This window comes from Maritimibacter sp. HL-12, from assembly GCF_900177545.1.
GTDB lineage: Bacteria > Pseudomonadota > Alphaproteobacteria > Rhodobacterales > Rhodobacteraceae > Sinisalibacter.
The window spans coordinates 278558-297270 of sequence record NZ_FXBQ01000001.1; the positions used below are offsets into that span (position 1 = coordinate 278558).

An 18713-nucleotide genomic window follows, 5' to 3' on the forward strand; every position below is an offset into this window, starting at 1 on the left:
GAGCCCGGCGTCGACACCGCCTTTGCCGCGCTGTCGTCATCACCGCCCCGACAGGGGAAAACCGGAGGCTGTTGCGTCATGCGTGCGTCCCATGTCGCCTTGTTTCTCGCGATCACCTTCGGCTGGAGCTGGGGTTTCTGGGCCTTGCCGGTGCTTGCGCATCACGGCCACGACCTGCCCAAGGTTCTCGCCGATCTCGCTGCCTCCGGCACCCCCGCGCCCTGGGGGCCGCTGATCGGCGCGGTGGCGGTGGCGCTCCTGCGCGGGGGCCCGCGCGGCGTGCTCGACTTGCTGCGGATGGGCCTGCGGTTTCGCATCGGGTGGCGCTGGTGGCTCATCGTGTTGATTCTGTTTCCCGCGCTGATCGGTGGCGCGCTTCTGGCCGGATCGCTCGCCGGATCGCGGATCGCCCCGAGCGAGGCGATGTCGAACCCCGCGATGATCCCGGTCGCCTTCATCGTGATCCTGTTTCTGGGCGGCCCGCTGCAGGAGGAGTTCGGCTGGCGCGGCACCCTGCTCGACCCGATGCAGGACCGGTTCGGAGCCCTCGGGGCAAGCCTCGTGGTGGGCACGGTCTGGGCGCTGTGGCACGTGCCGCTGTTCCATTTTCCCAACGAGGCCGGGCCCTACTACGGCCGCCCGTTCTGGGGGCTCTTCGCTTCGGTGCTGATGATTTCCGTGCTCTTCACCTGGGTCTGGAACCATACCGGGCGATCTGTTCTGGCGGTGCTGGTGTTTCACACCATGTTCAACCTTTCGCACTGGATGTTCCCGGTGATCGGTGCCGACACGCCCGCGCTCATCCTCCTTGCGGCACAAGCCGTCGTCGTCGTCGCCGTGGTGCTGCGCGACGGCGCGGCGCGTCTGAGGCTTTGACTCGGCGCCCTGCATTGGGGATAGTCTGCCAACACGGCCCGGGGGAGGGGCCGAAGGGGAACCCATGGCAAAACGCGTTGTGATCGTCGAAGACGAGCCGAACATCATCGAGGCGATCAATTTCATCCTCAGCCGCGATGGCTGGGACGTGACCGTGCATGCCAATGGCGAAACCGCGGTGGACGCGGTGCGCGCGGTGCGGCCAGACGCCATTCTCCTCGACGTGATGTTGCCCGGCCGTTCGGGCTACGACATCCTCAAGGAACTGCGCGCCGACCCGGATTTCGCGGCCCTGCCGGTGCTCATGCTTACTGCCCGCGGCCAGAAGAAAGACCGCGAGATGGCTGATGCGCTCGGCGTCACAAGGTTCATGACCAAGCCCTTCTCCAATGCCGAGTTGCTCGCCGTTCTGGGCGAGATCACAGCGGGGGCCTGAGCCTTGGTCGGGCCGCGCGAACCGATCTTTCTTGGCCGCGAGACCTATCGCCGGCGCCGCCTGATCGACGCGATGCGGCTGGTGCCGATGGCCGGGGCGCTGCTGTTCCTGCTGCCGCTGCTCGGGAGCGGCACCGCGCCGCGCTCGACCGCGCTGGGCGGGTTCTATCTCTTCGTCGTCTGGTTCGGCCTCATCTTCTTCGCCTTTGTCCTCGTCCGCGCCCTGGCCCGCGCGCCGGGCGGTGTCGGCTCCGACCCCCTGGAACCCGAGACCGGGGCGACAGCGGAGGACGACAAGACCGGCGGTGGCCCGGCACCGGGGCCGCGATGAATTCCAATGTCCTGATCTCGGTCAGCCTCGTCTACGTGGCCTTCCTGTTTCTCGTCGCCTTCGGGGCCGACAAGTGGGCCCGCGCCGGACGCGGCGCCTGGCTGCGCTCGCCGATCGTCTACACGCTCTCGCTGTCGATCTACTGCACCGCCTGGACCTTCTACGGCGCGGTCGGCTACGCCGCGCGCTCGGGGCTCGAATTCGTCACCATCTACCTCGGCCCGACGCTGGTGATGGTGGGCTGGTGGTGGATCCTGCGCAAGCTGGTGCGGATCGGCCGGGCGCAGCGGATAACCTCGGTGGCCGACCTGATCTCGTCGCGCTACGGCAAGTCGAACCTGCTCGGCGTCATCGTCACCACGCTGGCGGTGGTCGGCACCACGCCCTATATCGCGCTCCAGCTCCAGTCGGTCACGCTCTCGCTGGCGGTGTTCTCGGCCGAAGATTCCGGCACCGGCCTGGTGACCTCCGACGCCCCGGCCACCGCACTCTGGGTGGCGGCGGGGCTCGCGGTGTTCACGGTGATGTTCGGCACCCGCAACCTCGACGTCAACGAACGCCACCACGGGGTGGTGACGGCGATCGCGGTGGAAGCGGTGGTGAAGCTGGTGGCGCTGCTCGCGGTGGGCATCTTCGTGGTCTGGGGCCTGTCGGGCGGGGCTGCCAACGTGGCTCGCATGATCGATGCCTCGCCGATCGCCGAATGGCAGCTTGACGGCGGGCGCTGGGCGGCGCTCACCTTCCTTTCCGCCGCCGCCTTCCTCACCCTGCCGCGAATGTTCCAGGTGCTGGTGGTGGAAAACGTCGATGAAAACCAGCTCGCGACCGCCTCCTGGGCGTTTCCGCTCTATCTGTTCCTGATGAGCCTGTTCGTGGTGCCGATCGCCGTGGTCGGTCTGGCGCGTCTGCCGGAGGGCTCGAACCCCGACCTCTTCGTGCTGACACTACCGCTGGCCGAAGGGCATAACGGCTTGGCCATGCTGGCTTTTCTCGGCGGGTTTTCCTCCGCGACCTCGATGGTGATCGTGGCCGCAATCGCGCTCTCGACGATGGTCTCGAACCACATCGTGATGCCGCTCTGGCTTTCGTTTCGGCAAGGCGGTGCCTCGGTTTCGGGCGACGTGCGCAACATCGTGCTGATCGCCCGCCGGGTCTCCATCGGCGTGGTTCTGGCCTTTGGCTACCTTTACTACCGTTTTTCCGGCGGCGGCGAGGCCCTTGCGGCAATCGGGCTGATCTCCTTCGTCGGCATCGTGCAGGTTCTGCCGGCGATGCTGGGCGGGCTGTTCTGGCGCGGCGCGACCCGGGTGGGCGCGGCGGCGGGGCTGATCGCGGGGTTCGCGATCTGGGCCTATGCGCTGTTCCTGCCGTCCTTCGGCACCGCGCTGTTTGCGCCGGAGATGATGGCCACGGGGCCATGGGGGATCGGCTGGCTCCGGCCGCAGGCGTTTTTCGGGATCGAAGGCATGGCGCCGGTGGTGCATGCGCTGGTCTGGTCGCTGGTGATCAATTCCGCGCTGTTCTTCACCTTCTCCCTGGTCTCCTTCCCGACGCCCCTCGAACGGCTGCAAGGCGCGCAGTTCGTCAATGTCTTCGAGCACAGCAAGGCCCGCCGCGGCTGGGCCAGCGGGGTCGCCGAGGCCGAGGACCTGCTGATCATGGCACAGCGGATCATGGGCGGGGCGCAGGCCCAGGCGCTGTTTCGCGCACAGGCAGCGGCGCAGGGCAAATCGGGCTACCTGCCCGACACCACGCCGGAGTTTCTCGAACGCCTCGAACGCGAGCTCTCCGGCTCGGTCGGCGCGGCCACCGCCCATGCCATGGTCGGCCAGATCGCCGGCGGCGCGGCGGTTTCGGTGAAAGACCTGATGGCGGTCGCGGACGAAACCCAGCAGATGCTGGAATACTCCTCCCAGCTCGAGGCAAAATCCGAGGAGTTGAGCCGGACCGCACGCCAGTTGCAGGAGGCCAACGAGAAGCTGACCCAGCTTTCGATCCAGAAAGACGCCTTCCTGAGCCAGATCAGTCACGAGTTGCGCACACCGATGACCTCGATCCGGGCCTTCTCCGAGATCCTGCGCGACGGGGCCGTCGACGGCCCGGCGCAGCACCATTACGCGAGCATCATCGAAGACGAAGCGATCCGCCTGACCCGCCTGCTCGATGACCTGCTCGACCTGGCGGTGCTCGAAGCCGGCCAGGTGACGCTCAACGTCCAGAGTGCCACGCTTGGCGCGGTGCTTGATCGCGCCGTGGCGGCGGCCAGAAGTGCCACCGACGGACGCCCGCTCGATATCCGCCGAGACCGCGCGCGCGAGGATGTCACCCTCGAAACCGACACCGACCGTCTGTCGCAGGTTTTCATCAACATCATCGCCAATGCCCGCAAGTATTGCGACGCCGCCAAACCCAGGCTGACGATCTGGGTGAGCAAGCAGGAGTCCGGGTTGGTGATCGATTTCATCGACAACGGGGCCGGAATCCCGGCCGATGCCGAAGCGATGATCTTCGAGAAATTCTCGCGCCTGACCGATCAGCAGAAGGCGGGAGGTGCCGGGCTCGGGCTCGCAATCAGCCGCGAGATCATGAACAAGCTCGGCGGCACCATCGCCTACCTGCCCGGCCAGGGCGGCGCGGCCTTCCGCGTCACGCTCCCGCTTGCGGCGGGGTGATCTCCGCGTTCCGCGACCATCTCAACGCTTTGTAAACCTTGTGCTGCCACATCTTGCTGTAAGCCAGCCCTGGACTGTGGAGATGCGGGAACAAAACCAGCCAAGCGCGATGCGGCGAAAGGCCGGTGCGGGGCGTCCGCCGCCCGAGATCGGCCAGATCACGCCCGCCAAGGCCCTGCGCACCGCCGTGGCGCAGGCCGCGGAAGATGTCGCGGCCCTGGTGGCCACGTCCGGTGCGGTCGACGAGGCGCGCGTTACCCTCGAGGCGATCGGCGAGGATCTGCCGGAACACCCCCTGCTCGCGCTGGTCGAGGGGCCGGGCGGCGGCTTCGGCCTCGTCGTGCTCGACGCCCAGGCGGTGGCGGCACTGATCGAGATGCAGACGACCGGCCGGGTCGTGCCCCGCCCCGCCGAAGCGCGCGCCCCGACACGGACCGACGCGATCCTGTGCGCCGATTTCATCGACCGCATGCTCGAAGTGTTCGAGCAACGCGTGGGCGAAGCCGGGCTCGGCCTTGCCCCGGCAATCACCGGCTATCGCTATGCCATGGCGCTGGCCGAAGCGCGCGCCGTGGTGCTGACGCTGGAAGACACCCGCTACCGGCGTTTGACCTTCCCGGTCGATTTTGGCCGCGGGGCCAAGACCGGCCTGATCCAGATCATCCTGCCCCACGACGCCCCCGAATCGGGAACCCGGCGCGCAGCCGACGCCGGGGTTTTCACCGAAGCCTTGCAGGCACAGGTGATGGCGGCAAAGGCGGTGCTCTCGGCCACGCTCACGCGCCGCCGGATGACGCTGGCGGAACTGGCGTCGCTGACGGTTGGAAGCGAGATCACGCTGCCGGCCGATGCGCTGGCGGACGTCGGTCTCGAAGACCTGGCGGGGCGGCAGGTGGCGCGCGGTCGGCTCGGGCAGGTTGCGGGCCATCGTGCCCTGCGCCTGACACTGGCATCCGCCCCGGGTGCGCCCCTTCACGACCCCCGGCCGCCAGACAGCCGCTTGCCCGCAGCCGCGGCAGGCCCCGCGCTCTCGCCCCCCGGCGGACTGGCCGCCCTCACCCCCCGGCCTGCCGCCGAGCCGGACGCGCTCGCGCCATTGGGCTCGGATTTTCCTTCCGCCGCCGATTGACGACAGCCGCCGACACATCGGCTTGGGGCTTGACCTGTATCAAGGCGCGTTGTCCCCTTGCACGCGCACGATAGATCGAAGCTGAGGAGGCTATCCATGGTCGATACCGCAAAATTCCGCACGGTTCTCGAAACCCGCCGCGACGAACTCATCGACCGGCTGCGCGAGATCGACGAAACGCTGGAAAGCCACCAGTCGAAAGACTGGGAAGAGCTGGCAACCGAGCGCGAAGGCGACGAAGTGCTGGAAGGCATGGGGGCCTCCGGCAAGGCGGAAATCGAAAAGATCCAGGCCGCGTTGCAGCGGATGGACGAAGGCGAGTTCGGCTATTGCGTGAGCTGTGGCGACGAGATTTCGGAGGAACGGCTCGAGGTCGTGCCGCATACCCCGTTCTGCCGCACCTGTGCCGAAAAACGCGGCTGAACCGACGGCGCTCGGCGCCTTGGTGCCCGCCGCCGTCTGCAAGCAAGCAAGGAGGCAACATGGCTTTCGAGGAAATTCGCGCCGCGATCGATGCCCTGATGGAAGAGATCGTCGCCCGCCCCGAGGATCGGCATGTGCTGCAGGAGCAGATCCGCGCCAAGATCGCGGAACTGCGCGCACTCGGCCTGCCGGTTCCGGCCGACCTCAAGCAATTCGAGGAAGCGCTGTCGGATGACGACGCCGACGATTTTTTCGATAACATGCCGATCTGATCACGCACCCGGAGATTGCGATTTGCACCGCCGCGGACGACGCCCTAAGCTCATCTGACGGCGTAGCGAGTGCACAGAGCCCCGGTCGTGGGGCACGGGTGGGGGCAGATGGACGAACGCGTTCGTTATAGCACGCGCGACGGCGTGGCGTTCGTCACCATCGACAACCCGCCCGTCAACGCAATCAGCCTGGTCGTGCGGACCGGCCTGCAGGAGGCCCTCAGCAAGGCGCTGGCCGATGCCGAGGTCGGGGCCATCGTGATCGCGGCTCAGGGCCCGTCATTCTCGGCCGGAGCCGATCTGCGCGACCTGGATTGCGGGGCCGTGCCACCCCGGCTGACCGATCTGCTGCGCGACATCGAAGATGCGCCGAAACCCGTTCTCGCCGCGATCCAGGGCAGCGCGCTCGGCGGCGGTTTCGAGCTCGCACTCGCCTGCCATTACCGGCTGGTGCATACCGACGCCCAACTTGGCCTCCCCGACATGGCTCTCGGGCTGGTGCCCTCGGGGGGCGGGTCGCAGCGGCTCGTCAGGCTGGCGGGAGCGCGGGTGGCGCTCGACATGCTGATCTCCGGTCGTCCGATCTCCGCCGAACTCGCCGTGCGTCTCGGACTGGCCGACAGGCTGGTGCGCAAGAGCCCCGGGCGGGCGGCCTTCATGGCAGCCCGAAACTTCATCCAGGCCAAGACACCGCCACGCCCGACGCGGACCTGCGAGGCTGGCTTTGCCAACCCGGACGATTTTCTGGCAGCGGTGGAGGAGCGCCGGGCCGCGGCAGAAGACGACAAGCGCGAGGCCGTGCACCGGGCAATCGATCTGGTCGAGGCCGCCCTGCTCTTGCCGTTCGAGGCCGCGCTGGCGATGGAATACGCGCATTTCGCGAGCCTTGCCGGAGGCGCGCAGGCGCACGGCCTGCGCCATGCCATCCTTGCCGAGCGACGCGCGGCCCGCCGATCCGTTCCCGCCGGCCACCCGCCGCGCCCGGTGGCGCGCGTGGCCGTCCTCGGCGGCGGGCGTCTTGGGTCCGGGATCGTGCGGGCCTGCCTCGCGGCGGGTCTGGCGGTCAACCTTGTCGAACAGGACGAGGCCGCGGTGCTGCGCGCACGCCGCCGGATCGCGTCCGGCATCGCACGCGATGTCGCGCAAGGCCATCTTGCCCCCGATCAACGCGCAGCGCAGATCGCCCGGCTCAATGCCGGCCACGACATCGCCGTGCTGTCCGCGGCAGATCTGGTGCTCGAAGCGGTCGGCGAAGACCACGAGACCCGGCGCGCGGTGTTTGCCCGCGCGGGTGCGGCCAGCCGCCCCGGCACGTTGCTGGCAAGTGCGGGCCTTGCCCCCGATCTGGCGGCTCTGGCCCGGGCCTCGAGCCGCCCGGCAGACGTGCTCGGGTTGCGTTTCTTTACCCCCGCGCGCTGGGTCCGGCTGGTCGAGGTGGTGTGCCCGCCCACCGCCGCGCCCGACCTCGCCGCCAGTGGCGGGGCATTCGCCCGCATGCTCGGCAAGCTGCCGGTATCTCCCGACCCGTCCGGCGATGGCGACAGCCTCGCGCTGCCGGTGTTCGGGGCGCTGTTCGCCGTGGCGGCGGGCGCGCTCTGCGCCGGGGCCGATCCACCGGAGATCGACACCGCGCTGCGCGACTATGGCTTCGCGCTCGGCCCGTTCCAACTCGCCGACCTCGCCGGGCTTGACCGGCTCGCGGCGCTCGGCTGGCCCGGCATCGGCGGGATTCTGCTCGCCGAGATCATGGCGGCCGGGTTTGCCGGCAAGGAGCCCGGTGAAGGGTTCTATCGCCATCCCGCCGGTGCCCCGGCCCGCCCCGCGCGGGAGCTTGACGCCCTCACCGACCGGCTGCGCAAACGCGCAGCCCCGGGTGGCGGCTGGGCCGGCAAGCCGACGAAGGCCGAGATCGCCGACCGCGCCGCCCTCGCGATGGCCAACGCCGGCGCGCGGCTTCTGGCGAGCGAGGTTGCGCGGCACCCTTCCGATATCGACGCGGCGATGCTCGCGGGCTTCACCTATCCCCGTTGGCGCGGCGGCCCGATGCAGGCGGCAGACACCTCGGGGCTGTTGGCGGTGCGCACCCGCTTGCGCAGGCTTTCCGAATGCACCGGGGAGGCGTTGTTCGCGCCCTCGCCGTTGTTTGACGTGCTGATCAGGGACGGCCTGAATTTCGAGGGATTGAACCCGGCCAGCGCCGGCCAGCGCCCGGTTTGACCCGGTTTGACCTCAGCCCAGGATCACCCCGACGACGACCATCATCAGCCCGAAGGCCGAGAGCGCGAAGGCCGCCATGTTGAGCGGCAAGGCCCGCGCCACCGCCTTTTTCAAGGCCTCGTCATCGAGCCCTGCGCGCTTCGCCCGCATCACTTGCACCAGCGACACCACCAGCCCGACAAGGCCGATCCCCGCGATGATCGCACCGATGATGATGAGCCATTCCATGTCAGTTTCCCCCGCAGCCGCCGTGCCTGGTCGCGCCCACGCCATAACCTGCGGCGGTCGCGGTGAGAAGCCCTCAATCGTATCGCCCTTGAAGGTGGCGAGCGGCGCGGATAGCAAGGCTCGACCCAAACCCCGAAGGAGCCGATCGACATGCCCGACAATGATCTCACCAAGCCCGACAGTTACCGCGTGACGGCCGACGAACTGCGCCAGTTCATCGAGCGTTTCGAGCGGCTCGAAGCCGAAAAGAAGGACATCGCGGATCAGCAGAAAGAGGTGATGGCCGAGGCCAAGGCGCGCGGCTACGACACCCGGGTGATGCGTAAGGTGATCGCGCTCAGAAAGCGTGACCGCGACGAGATCGCCGAGGAAGAAGCGGTGCTCGAGATGTACAAGGAAGCGCTGGGGATGTGACCCCGCGCGCGCCCCGACGGATCAGGCGGTCAGCACCGTCACGCCGGGGATGCGCGCGATCTCGATCATGTCGTCGTCGTAGTTCGCGGTGAGCTGGTCGATGAGGTCCGGGGGCCAGCCCGGCAGGTCCAGCTCTTCCTCGACCTCGTCGTCGAGCGCATACTTGTCGAGAAAGGCCGCCAGCACGCGGCGGCGCTGGATCTCGGTTGCCGGCGGATGGCTGGCAAGATAGCCGCGCAGCCGCTTGATCCCCTCGTCGGCCATGATCTGGCCGAGGATGTCGAAGCTGCCTTTCAACGCCACGCCCGCGTCGATATCGGTGATCTCCTGCATCACCTCGGGCCAGATCATCGGCGTATCTTCATTGCACCAGACGGTGATCGGCGCGTCCGGATTGTGCTCGCGGATGTCGAGAATCACGTCCGACCAGACCAGCGCATCGGGGTCGATCCCGGCGACATACTCGTCGAACGGGCCGGGCTGCACGATGTGATGCAGGGCCGGAATGAAGGTTGCCGGGTTGCGCACCGAGATGAAGAACGACACCGCACAATCGGGAAACAGCTTTCGCAACGCCGCCGAGTTCACGCCCGCGTTGCGGTAGAGCATCCCCTTCTTGAACGCGTTCGGGTGGTTCGACAGGAAATTCTCGTTCGAGAGCACCAGCCGCTCGGCCCCCTCGGTATCGAGGATCGCGGCGAGGAGCACGTCCTGGGTATCTTCGCTTGGGGCGCCGCCGTTGAGCTTGCCGAGCACCTCGCGCAACAGCGGCCGGTAGCGGTTCGCGCCGGGAACCACCACGCCGTGATCGAACAGCACCTGCTGGTTCTTGAGAAGTGACTTGATCAGTCGGTCTTCGTCGGTGCAATGGGCGCCGAGGTGAATGGAGATGTTCGGTGGCTGCATCGGATACTGGCGCTCGCGGTCTCGCTTGCTGGGTTCGTCGGGCAATATAGCGGCTTTTCCATCCAGTTAAACCGGTTATAAGGGGTCGCGATGACCGAGGAAAAGACTCAAGTTTCCGCCCCCCGCCTCGTGCTGCGCAGTCCCAGCCCGTGGTCGGTCGGGGCGCTGCTGATCGGGCTTGCCGTGGTGGGGCCGATCCTCGCGGTCTTGTGGCTGGCGCTCAACCCCGAAGACAATGTCTGGCCCCACCTGATGGCCACGACGCTGCCGCGCTACATGTCCAACACCGCGCTGATTGCCGGCTCGGTGGCGCTTCTGGCCGCCGTCGTCGGCACCGGTGCGGCCTGGCTGATCGCGATGTACCGCTTCCCCGGATCGCGCTACCTCGAATGGCTCTTGCTGTTTCCGCTGGCGATCCCGGCCTATGTCGGGGCCTATGCGCTGGTCGATTTTCTCGAATACTCCGGCCCGGTCCAGACCGGCCTGCGCGGCCTGTTCGGCTGGGAGAGCGCGCGCGACTACTGGTTTCCCGAGATCCGCTCGCGCTGGGCGGCGGTGATCGTGCTCGCGGCGGCGCTCAATCCTTACGTCTACCTGCTCGCCCGCACCGCCTTCCGCGAGCAATCGGGCGGGATCTACGAGGTGGCCCGGGCGCTCGGCGCCGGTCCTTTCGCGCGGTTCTGGCGGGTCGGCCTGCCGCTCGCCCGCCCGGCGATCGCGGCGGGCACGGCCATCGTGATGATGGAAACCGTGGCCGATTTCGGGGTTGTCGACTATTTCGCGGTGCAGACGCTGACCACCGGGATCTTCACCACCTGGCTGGAGATGCGCAACGCCGGCGGCGCGGCACAGCTTGCCATGGTAATCCTCGCCCTCGTGCTCGCGCTCATGGCGATCGAGAAGGCCAGCCGCTCGCGCTCGCGGTTCTACCAGACCGCGCGCCACCAGCGCCCGGTCGACACCATCCGGCTCACCGGCTGGCAGGCGTGGCTAGCAAGCGCGCTCTGCTTCCTGCCGTTTGCGGTCGGATTCATCCTGCCGGTCGGGGTGATCCTGTGGCATGCCTCGGCGAATGCCGAGGGCTGGGTCGCACCCGGGCTTGGCCAAGCGATGCTGAACACGCTTTTCGTCGGCGGCACGGCGGCGGTTGTTACCGTAATCGCGGCCCTGTTCCTTGTTTACGGGGTGAAACTCAGCGGCTCGAAACTGCCGCGCCGCATCATGCCGATCTCGACAATCGGCTATGCCGCCCCGGGCGCGGTTCTCGGCGTCGGCATCCTGATCCCGCTCGCCGTGATCGACAACAGCATCGCCGACACGATCGAGCGCCTCACCGGCTGGGACCCGGGCCTGATGCTCACCGGCACGGCCTTTGCCCTGATCTACGCCTACTCGGTGCGATTCTTCGCCATCGCCCAGGGCGCGGCGGAATCGGCGATGGACCGGGTTTCGCCCTCCCTGCCGATGGCCGCGCGGTCACTCGGGCGCAGCGCGGGCGGCGCGTTGCGCTCGGTCTACGTGCCGCTGATCCGGGGGTCCGTGGGCACCGCGCTCTTGCTGGTTTTTGTCGATAGCGTGAAGGAATTGCCCGCCACGCTGCTGCTCAGGCCGTTCAACTACAACACCCTGTCGACCCGGGTTTACGAGAAAGCCTCGCTCGAACAACTCGGCCAGGCCGCCCCGGCGGCAACCCTGGTGATCCTCGTCGGGCTTGCGGCGGTGGTGCTGGTCGCGCGGGCGAGCCGGTAAGACAGTGCTTGAACGACACGCGGCGAGTGCTTAAACCCTTCGCTGCGCACCATCCCCGCGGGGGTCCGGGGATCGGGCATCTGCCGGGGGCAGGTCGCAGCACAAGACGATTGACCATTCCGGCGCTTGAGGCCCCTGCCCCAGCGCCGATCAGGAAACCGGCGCAAGATCGCGCCCGAAGGCCGGCATAGCTCAGCTGGTAGAGCACGTGATTTGTAATCACGGGGTCGGGGGTTCGAATCCCTCTGCCGGCACCATTTCATCAAGCGCGCCAATGCGTGGCAGCAACCTCAGACCAAGGCCGCCGATGAATCGCGCGCGCCGAAGATTGAGATCTCGCGCCGGGCCGCGCAGCCTTCGCGCGGACAGACACGGCAGGTGCTGCCGGCCGCGATCACTGGGCCCGGGGTACCTTCCTCCACCGGCTCGATCAACATCGTCGCGGCATGGACCGGCGGCGCGTCGAAGCCCCAACCCGCCAGCGGCAGCGACACCGCACGGCACAGGAACCGGCGCGGCATCCGCCCGGGCATTTCCACCACCGCCGAAACCGGCTGGGCCGGGCGGCTGAGCGCCTGATAGAGCGGCCAGAGCGGGCAGCCGGCACCGAAGCGCGGCAAAGCGAAGCCCTCCACCGGCTTGCGCAGGGTCAGCGTGCCCGCGCCGTCGCAGACAACCAACCCCGCCGCCTCGCCACCAAGGCTTGCGATCCGCCGCAACACGGCATCGAGCGGCACCCCGAAGGCGGCGGCAAGGCGGGCCGGGTCGCCTTTTGCCGCCGCGTGCGAGGCAGCAAAGGCCGCGGCGGGCATCGCGCGGGCGTCTTCGCGGTAGCGGCTGAGCATGGCGCGGGCCAGTTCCGCGGCCCCCGCCGCGTGCGGCGCATCCGGCCCTTCAAGCAGGGCGTCGATCTGTCGCTCGGCCACGCCGGGCCCCTCCAGCGCCGGGAAATGGTAGCCTGCCCGCGCCACCAATCCACCAAGCTCATCGACCGGCGACAGCGGGGCTTCGGCAAGCTCGCCGCCGGTATCGAGCCAGGCCACCAGCCCTTCGGCGCTGTCCGACAACCTGCGGCTTTCCTCCCCGATGGTGCGCAGGAACCGCGCCTGCCAGTCGGGGTCGATATCGCGGGTTTCGGTGAGGATCGACGCGGCCGAACGAACCGCCGTCACCGCCGACAGCACCTCGTGCAGCGAGGCGGCAAGATGCGGGTCGTGCGCGAGACGGTCAGACAGGGTTTCCACCAGCCGCTCCAGCGCCTCGATCCGCCGCCCTTGCTGCGCCACCAGTTTCGCCCAGCCGGGAAAGCGTCCGGCGAAATCCTCGGCCCGGTCGATCTCGGCCCCGACGTCCACGCTCCGCGCCGCGGCATCGCGCAATTCCACCGTGAGCGCATCCTCCGCCCCCTCGGTCAACTGGGTTGGCTCGACGCCCAGTTCGCGGGCGATATCGACGATGAGCTTGCCGCCGATTCTGCGCCGGTTGTGCTCGATCAGGTTGAGGTAGGAGGGCGAAATCCCGACCGCGCGGGCCAGATCGGCCTGCCTCGCACCCCTTGCAAGGCGGCGCTCGCGGATGCGACTGCCGGTCAGGCGGCTCACCGACATTGGCAAATCTCCTTCGATTCCATGTGCTTTCTGCACGTGCAGGATAATTCTTTTACAGCTTTGCTACAATTCTTGTTCATTTGTTTACAAAAAAAATGTTTCTCCAGAGGCAGTTGTTGCGCAGTTTTCTGTCTGCGCACAATAATGTGAGAGCCCTGTAAAGGGCCAATGGCGGTGCGAGGAGGCACCGCTCTCACCTAACGGGAGGATATAGATGTCCACTTCCAACTTTACCCGTCGCGGCCTGATGAAGACCGGCGCCGCCACCGGCGCGGGCCTCGCGCTGCCGACGATCTTCACCTCGGCCGCCTCGGCCTTCACCAACGAGCCCACCGGCGACACCGTCACCTTCGGCTTCAACGTGCCGCAGACCGGCCCCTATGCCGAAGAAGGCCTCGACGAGCTGCGCGCCCAGGAGCTGGCGGTTGAGCACATCAACGGCATGGGCGACGGCGGCATGCTGAACACCTTCTCGTCGAAGGCGCTCGACGGCACCGGCATCCTCGGCAAGAAGGTCGACTTCGTCACCGGCGACACCCAGACCAAGACCGACGCCGCCCGCGCCTCGGCCCGCTCGATGATCGAGAAGGACGGCGTGATCATGATCAACGGCGGCTCGTCCTCGGGCCCGGCCGTTGCGGTTCAGGCGCTCTGCCAGGAAGCCGGCATCATCTCGATGGCCGGTCTCACCCACTCGAACGACACCACCGGCAAGGACCGCAAGCGCAACGGCTTCCGCCACTTCTTCAACGCCTATATGTCGGGCGCCGCGCTCGGCCCGGTGCTGAAGGAAGTCTACGGCACCGACCGTCGCGCCTACCACCTCACCGCCGACTACACCTGGGGCTGGACGCAGCAGGAATCGATCCAGGCCTCGACCGAGGCGATCGGCTGGGAAACCGTCAACAACGTGCTCACCCCGGTGGGTGCGGGCGACTTCTCGTCCTACATCACCCCGGTGCTGAACTCGGGCGCCGACGTGCTGATCCTGAACCACTACGGCGGCGACATGGTCAACTCGCTGACCCAGGCCGTGCAGTTCGGCCTGCGCGACGCCGAGGCCAACGGCAAGAACTTCGAGGTCATCGTGCCGCTCTACTCCGAGCTGATGGCCGCCGGTGCCGGCGAGAACATCCAGGGCGTCTACGGCTCGATGAACTGGAACTGGCAGCTCCAGGACGAGGGCACCAAGGCCTTCGTGAAGTCCTTCGGCGAGAAATACGGCTTTCCGCCGTCGGGTTCGGCGCACACCTGCTACGTGCAGACGCTGCTCTATGCAGACGCCGTGGCGCGCGCTGGCTCGTTCAACCCCTGCGCCGTGGTCGAGGCCCTCGAAGACTTCGAGTTCGACGGCATGGGCAACGGGCCGACGCTCTACCGCGCGGAAGACCACCAGTGCTTCAAGGACGTGCTGGTCATGAAGGGCGCGGAGAACCCGACCAGCGAGTACGACAACCTCGAGATCGTCGAAATCACCCCGGTCGAGCAGGTGACCTACGCCCCCGATCACCCGATGTTCGGCGGCGCCGAGGCCTCGCTCGGCGAGTGCAACGACGGCACCTGATACTCTGAGGCACGACAGATCGTAGGGCGGGGATTCCCCCGCCCTACCCTCGAACCCGGGCAACAGACCCGGTTCTCCCAACACGACCCAGGGTGGGGACCATGGACGCCATCATTCTTCAGATTCTCAACGGGCTCGACAAGGGCTCGGCCTATGCGCTGATCGCGCTCGGGCTCACGCTGATCTTCGGCACGCTCGGCGTGGTCAACTTCGCGCACGGCGCGCTGTTCATGATCGGCGCCTTCGTCGCGGTCACGGTGCAGCGCCTGCTCGGTCTCTCCTTCGAGCAGATCGACCCGGACAAGACCGACTTTCTCGGCAATCCGCTGAAGGTGAAGATGACCTATGTCGAAAGCTGGTTCGGCCCGGAGGTGGGCGGCACCATCGTCGACTGGTCGGTGCCGGTGGCGGTGATCATCGCGATCCCGATCATGCTGCTCGTCGGCTACGTGATGGAACGCGGGCTGATCAAGCATTTCTACAAGCGCCCGCATGCCGACCAGATTTTGGTGACCTTCGGCCTCGCCATCGTGTTGCAGGAACTGATCAAGTATTTCTACGGTGCCAACCCGATCCAGACCCCGGCACCCTCAGTGTTCAAGGGCTCGTTCGATTTCGGCGTGCTCGTCGGCTTCGACCCGAACGCGATCATCTACCCCTATTGGCGGCTGGTCTACTTCGCCTTCGCCGCGGTGGTGCTCGGCGGGGTCTTTGCCTTCCTGCGCTACACCACCTTCGGGATGGTCGTGCGCGCAGGCATGGCCGACCGTGAAACGGTAGGCCTGCTCGGCATCAACATCGACAAGCGGTTCACCATCATGTTCGGCCTCGCGGCCGCCGTGGCCGGGATCGCGGGGGTGATGTATACCCCGATCCTGAGCCCGAACTATCACATGGGGATGGACTTCCTCGTGCTGTCCTTCGTCGTGGTCGTCGTCGGCGGCATGGGCAGCCTGCCCGGCGCCGTCGCCGCGGGCTTTCTGCTCGGCATCCTGCAAAGCTTCGCCTCGATGAACGAGATCAAGTCGCTCATCCCCGGTATCGACCAGGTGATCATCTACCTCGTCGCCATCATCATTCTGCTTACCCGTCCGCGCGGCCTGCTCGGCCGTGCCGGCGTGATGGAGGACTGAGATCATGAAACTCCTCGGCCTTTCCGCCAAAGACACGCGGTTTCTGCTGATCGTCATCTTCCTGACGCTCGCGACGCCGGTCCTGTTGCAACCCTTCCCCGAGAACTCGGGGCTGGCCACCTTCAACGCCGGCTACCCCGACCTGATGCAGCGCTTCGCCATCTTCGGCATCTTCGCCATCGGCTTCAACATCCTGTTCGGCCTCACCGGCTACCTCTCGTTCGGTCACGCGGCCTTCCTCGGGGTCGGCTCCTACACCGTGGTCTGGATGTACAAGCTGCTTGATTACAACGTGGTCTGGGGCCTGCCGCTGGCGGTGGTCACCTCCGGCGTCTTCGCGCTGCTGATCGGCTTCGTCAGCCTGCGGCGCTCGGGGATCTACTTCTCGATCCTCACGCTCGCCTTCGCACAGATGTCGTACAACCTCGCCTACTCGGTGCTCACCCCGATCACCAACGGCGAAACTGGCCTGCAGGTCTACCGCAGCGATGCCCAGGTTCTGCTCGGCGCGAACGAACCCACAAGCCCGCATTTCTTCGGACTGGTGATGAGCAAGAGCACCAAGCTCAACCTCGGCGACTGGCAGTTCACCTTCAACAACGGCTACTATTTCACCGCGATCATCGCCATCATCGTGTTCTACATCAGCCTGCGAATCTTCCGCTCGCCCTTCGGCCTGATGCTGCGCGCGATCAAGACCAACCAGACGCGGCTCAACTACACCGGCATCAACACCCGCCCCTATGCCCTCGCGGCCTTCGTGATCTCGGGCATGTACGCCGGCCTCGCCGGTGGCCTGATGGCGGCGATGGACCCGCTCGCGGGTGCGGAGCGGATGCAGTGGACAGCCAGCGGCGAAGTCGTGCTGATGGTGATCCTCGGCGGCGCGGGCACACTCATGGGCCCGATCCTCGGCGCCGGTTTCATCAAGTATTTCGAGAACATCTTCTCGAAGATCAACGACCAGATCCTGCAAGGCTGGTTCGCCTGGATGCCCGACTGGCTGTCTGGCCTCCTGATCGAGATCAGCCACTTCTTCGTCGGCAAGTCCTGGCACCTCACGCTCGGCCTGCTGTTCATGCTCGTGGTGATCTTCCTGCCCGGCGGCCTCGTCGAAGCCGGCCAGCGCATCGCCCGGCTGTTCAAGAAGAAGCCGCCCGAGGACAAGGACCCCGGTCATCACCCGCAGCCTGCGCCCCACGTGGCCGAGTAAGGAGGAAAGACAATGGGAATCCTCGAAGTCAAAGGCGTGAACAAGCGCTTCGGAGGCCTTCAGGCACTGTCAAACGTGAACCTCTCGGTTGCCGAGAACAGCCTGCACGCCATCATCGGCCCCAACGGCGCGGGCAAGTCGACGCTGCTCAACTGCTTCGTCGGCAAGCTGATCCCCGATACCGGCTCGGTGATGTTCAATGGCGAAAGCCTCCTTGGGCGCAAGCCGCACGAGATCAACCAGATGGGCATTTCGAGGGTGTTCCAGACACCCGAGATATTCACCGATCTCACGGTGATGGAAAACGTGATGATCTCGTGCTTCGCCCACCGCGACGGGGCCTTCCGGCTGCATCCGTTCGAGACGGTCGCGCATGAAACCGACATCATCGAGCAGGCCGAGAAAATGCTGCTCGACGTGAACATGGCCGACAAGCGCAACATGCATTCGGCGTCGCTCAGCCGGGGCGACAAGCGCCGTCTCGAAATGGCGATGTGTCTGGCGCAGGAGCCGCGCCTCTTGCTGCTCGACGAGCCCACCGCCGGCATGGCCCGCGCCGATACCAACAACACGATCGACCTCCTCAAGGAGATCAAGGAAAAGCGCGACATCACCATGGCGATCATCGAGCACGACATGCACGTCGTGTTCTCGCTCGCCGAGCGGATCACCGTTCTCGCGCAAGGTACGCCGCTCGTCGAGGATACGCCCGAGAACATCAAGGGCCACCCGAAGGTGAAGGAAGCCTACCTGGGCGAGACGGTCTGAGGAGACACACGAGATGGACAAGAACGCCAACCACGCGGCAACCGCGCCCGCCTTCTTCTCGGCTTGGGACATCCACGCCTACTACGGCGAGAGCTACATCGTTCAGGGCGTGAGCTTCAACATCCACGAAGGCGAGATCCTCGCCCTCCTGGGCCGCAACGGCGCAGGCAAGACCTCGACCTTGCGCGCCATTGCCCGCACCGGCAGCCCGCTGGTCACGCACGGCGAGATCTGGCTCGACCACCAGCCGTTGCACCGGATGAAGAGCTACGAAGCGGCGCAGGCCGGAATTCAGCTCGTCCCCGAAGACCGCCGCGTCATCCAGGGCCTGACGGTGGAGGAAAACCTCGAACTGGCCCGCATCGCGCCGGGCCATGGCTGGGAGATCAGCCGGGTCTACGACCTGTTCCCGCGCCTTGGCGAGCGCGCCAAGCAGGAAGGCACCACGCTTTCGGGCGGCGAACAGCAGATGCTCGCGATCGCCCGCGCGCTGGTGCGCGACATCAAGCTCCTGCTGCTCGACGAGCCCTACGAGGGCCTCGCCCCGGTGATCGTGGACGAGATCGAAAAGACCCTCGACGTGATCAAGGCACAGGGCATCACCACGGTTCTGGTCGAGCAGAACGCGATCCGCGCGCTCAACCTTGCCGATCGCGCCGTGATCCTCGACACTGGCACCGTCGTCTTCGACGGAACCGCCAAGGAGGTGCTCGACAACGAAGCGCTCAGGCACGAATACCTCGCGATCTGATCCAGATCATCGACGGTTTCGCTCG

Annotated in this window: 18 protein-coding genes and 1 tRNA gene; 16 read left to right on the plus strand and 3 right to left on the minus strand. The window is 66.7% G+C overall.

What is annotated here, in order from left to right; genetic code table 11:
- Positions 1-78: 78 nt before the first annotated feature.
- The 8 genes from B9Y97_RS01395 to B9Y97_RS01430 all read left to right on the plus strand — a co-directional run bounded on the left by B9Y97_RS01395 (position 79) and on the right by B9Y97_RS01430 (position 8355).
- Complete coding sequence (locus B9Y97_RS01395) at positions 79-876, plus strand: CPBP family intramembrane glutamic endopeptidase (RefSeq protein WP_085525080.1); 798 nt, start codon at positions 79-81, stop codon at positions 874-876.
- 64 nt (positions 877-940) lie between these two features.
- Positions 941-1312, plus strand: coding sequence for a response regulator transcription factor (locus B9Y97_RS01400; protein WP_085525081.1), 372 nt, complete (start codon positions 941-943; stop codon positions 1310-1312).
- A gap of 3 nt (positions 1313-1315) precedes the next feature.
- Entirely contained in the window at positions 1316-1642 is a 327-nt protein-coding gene (locus B9Y97_RS01405; protein ID WP_176224264.1) for a hypothetical protein, read from the plus strand.
- A complete protein-coding gene (locus B9Y97_RS01410; protein WP_085525082.1) occupies positions 1639-4314 on the plus strand; it encodes an ATP-binding protein in 2676 nt (891 codons plus the stop codon). The genes B9Y97_RS01405 and B9Y97_RS01410 overlap by 4 nt, the downstream gene beginning before the upstream one ends.
- Before the next feature lie 82 nt (positions 4315-4396).
- Entirely contained in the window at positions 4397-5443 is a 1047-nt protein-coding gene (locus tag B9Y97_RS01415) for a flagellar motor switch protein FliM (RefSeq protein ID WP_085525083.1), read from the plus strand.
- Between the two features lie 96 nt (positions 5444-5539).
- A complete protein-coding gene (locus B9Y97_RS01420) occupies positions 5540-5866 on the plus strand; it encodes a TraR/DksA family transcriptional regulator (protein ID WP_085525084.1) in 327 nt (108 codons plus the stop codon).
- A gap of 59 nt (positions 5867-5925) precedes the next feature.
- Positions 5926-6138, plus strand: coding sequence for a hypothetical protein (locus B9Y97_RS01425; protein WP_085525085.1), 213 nt, complete (start codon positions 5926-5928; stop codon positions 6136-6138).
- Positions 6139-6246: 108 nt separating this feature from the next.
- On the plus strand, positions 6247-8355 hold the full coding sequence (locus B9Y97_RS01430) for an enoyl-CoA hydratase-related protein (protein WP_085525086.1): 2109 nt from the start codon (positions 6247-6249) through the stop codon (positions 8353-8355).
- Positions 8356-8367: 12 nt separating this feature from the next.
- Here B9Y97_RS01430 and B9Y97_RS01435 read toward each other — a convergent pair whose 3' ends face one another.
- Positions 8368-8583, minus strand: coding sequence for a hypothetical protein (locus B9Y97_RS01435; protein ID WP_085525087.1), 216 nt, complete (start codon positions 8581-8583; stop codon positions 8368-8370).
- A 150-nt stretch (positions 8584-8733) separates the two neighbouring features.
- Between B9Y97_RS01435 and B9Y97_RS01440 the strand changes: the two genes are divergently transcribed.
- Positions 8734-8997, plus strand: a complete 264-nt coding sequence (locus B9Y97_RS01440; protein ID WP_085525088.1) for a DUF2312 domain-containing protein — start codon at positions 8734-8736, stop codon at positions 8995-8997.
- Between the two features lie 21 nt (positions 8998-9018).
- Here B9Y97_RS01440 and B9Y97_RS01445 read toward each other — a convergent pair whose 3' ends face one another.
- A complete protein-coding gene (locus B9Y97_RS01445) occupies positions 9019-9948 on the minus strand; it encodes a hypothetical protein (RefSeq protein WP_139828188.1) in 930 nt (309 codons plus the stop codon).
- A gap of 45 nt (positions 9949-9993) precedes the next feature.
- On the opposite strand from B9Y97_RS01445, the gene B9Y97_RS01450 reads away from it, so the two are divergent.
- Positions 9994-11652, plus strand: coding sequence for an ABC transporter permease (locus B9Y97_RS01450; protein ID WP_085525090.1), 1659 nt, complete (start codon positions 9994-9996; stop codon positions 11650-11652).
- Between the two features lie 181 nt (positions 11653-11833).
- Positions 11834-11909 (plus strand) — tRNA-Thr (locus B9Y97_RS01455).
- Between the two features lie 33 nt (positions 11910-11942).
- Here the strand turns inward: B9Y97_RS01455 and B9Y97_RS01460 are convergent.
- Positions 11943-13259, minus strand: coding sequence for an XRE family transcriptional regulator (locus B9Y97_RS01460; protein WP_085525091.1), 1317 nt, complete (start codon positions 13257-13259; stop codon positions 11943-11945).
- Positions 13260-13473: 214 nt separating this feature from the next.
- Here B9Y97_RS01460 and B9Y97_RS01465 point away from each other — a divergent pair, with 214 nt between their 5' ends.
- From B9Y97_RS01465 to B9Y97_RS01485, 5 genes are all read left to right on the plus strand, one after another.
- Positions 13474-14823, plus strand: a complete 1350-nt coding sequence (locus B9Y97_RS01465) for a substrate-binding protein (protein WP_085525092.1) — start codon at positions 13474-13476, stop codon at positions 14821-14823.
- 101 nt (positions 14824-14924) lie between these two features.
- Complete coding sequence (locus B9Y97_RS01470; protein WP_085525093.1) at positions 14925-15956, plus strand: branched-chain amino acid ABC transporter permease; 1032 nt, start codon at positions 14925-14927, stop codon at positions 15954-15956.
- A 4-nt stretch (positions 15957-15960) separates the two neighbouring features.
- On the plus strand, positions 15961-17169 hold the full coding sequence (locus B9Y97_RS01475) for a branched-chain amino acid ABC transporter permease (RefSeq protein ID WP_085525094.1): 1209 nt from the start codon (positions 15961-15963) through the stop codon (positions 17167-17169).
- Positions 17170-17181: 12 nt separating this feature from the next.
- A complete protein-coding gene (locus tag B9Y97_RS01480) occupies positions 17182-17937 on the plus strand; it encodes an ABC transporter ATP-binding protein (RefSeq protein ID WP_085525095.1) in 756 nt (251 codons plus the stop codon).
- Positions 17938-17950: 13 nt separating this feature from the next.
- Positions 17951-18688 (plus strand): ABC transporter ATP-binding protein, encoded by a 738-nt coding sequence (locus B9Y97_RS01485; protein WP_085525096.1) that lies wholly within the window; start codon positions 17951-17953, stop codon positions 18686-18688.
- Positions 18689-18713 lie beyond the last annotated feature (25 nt).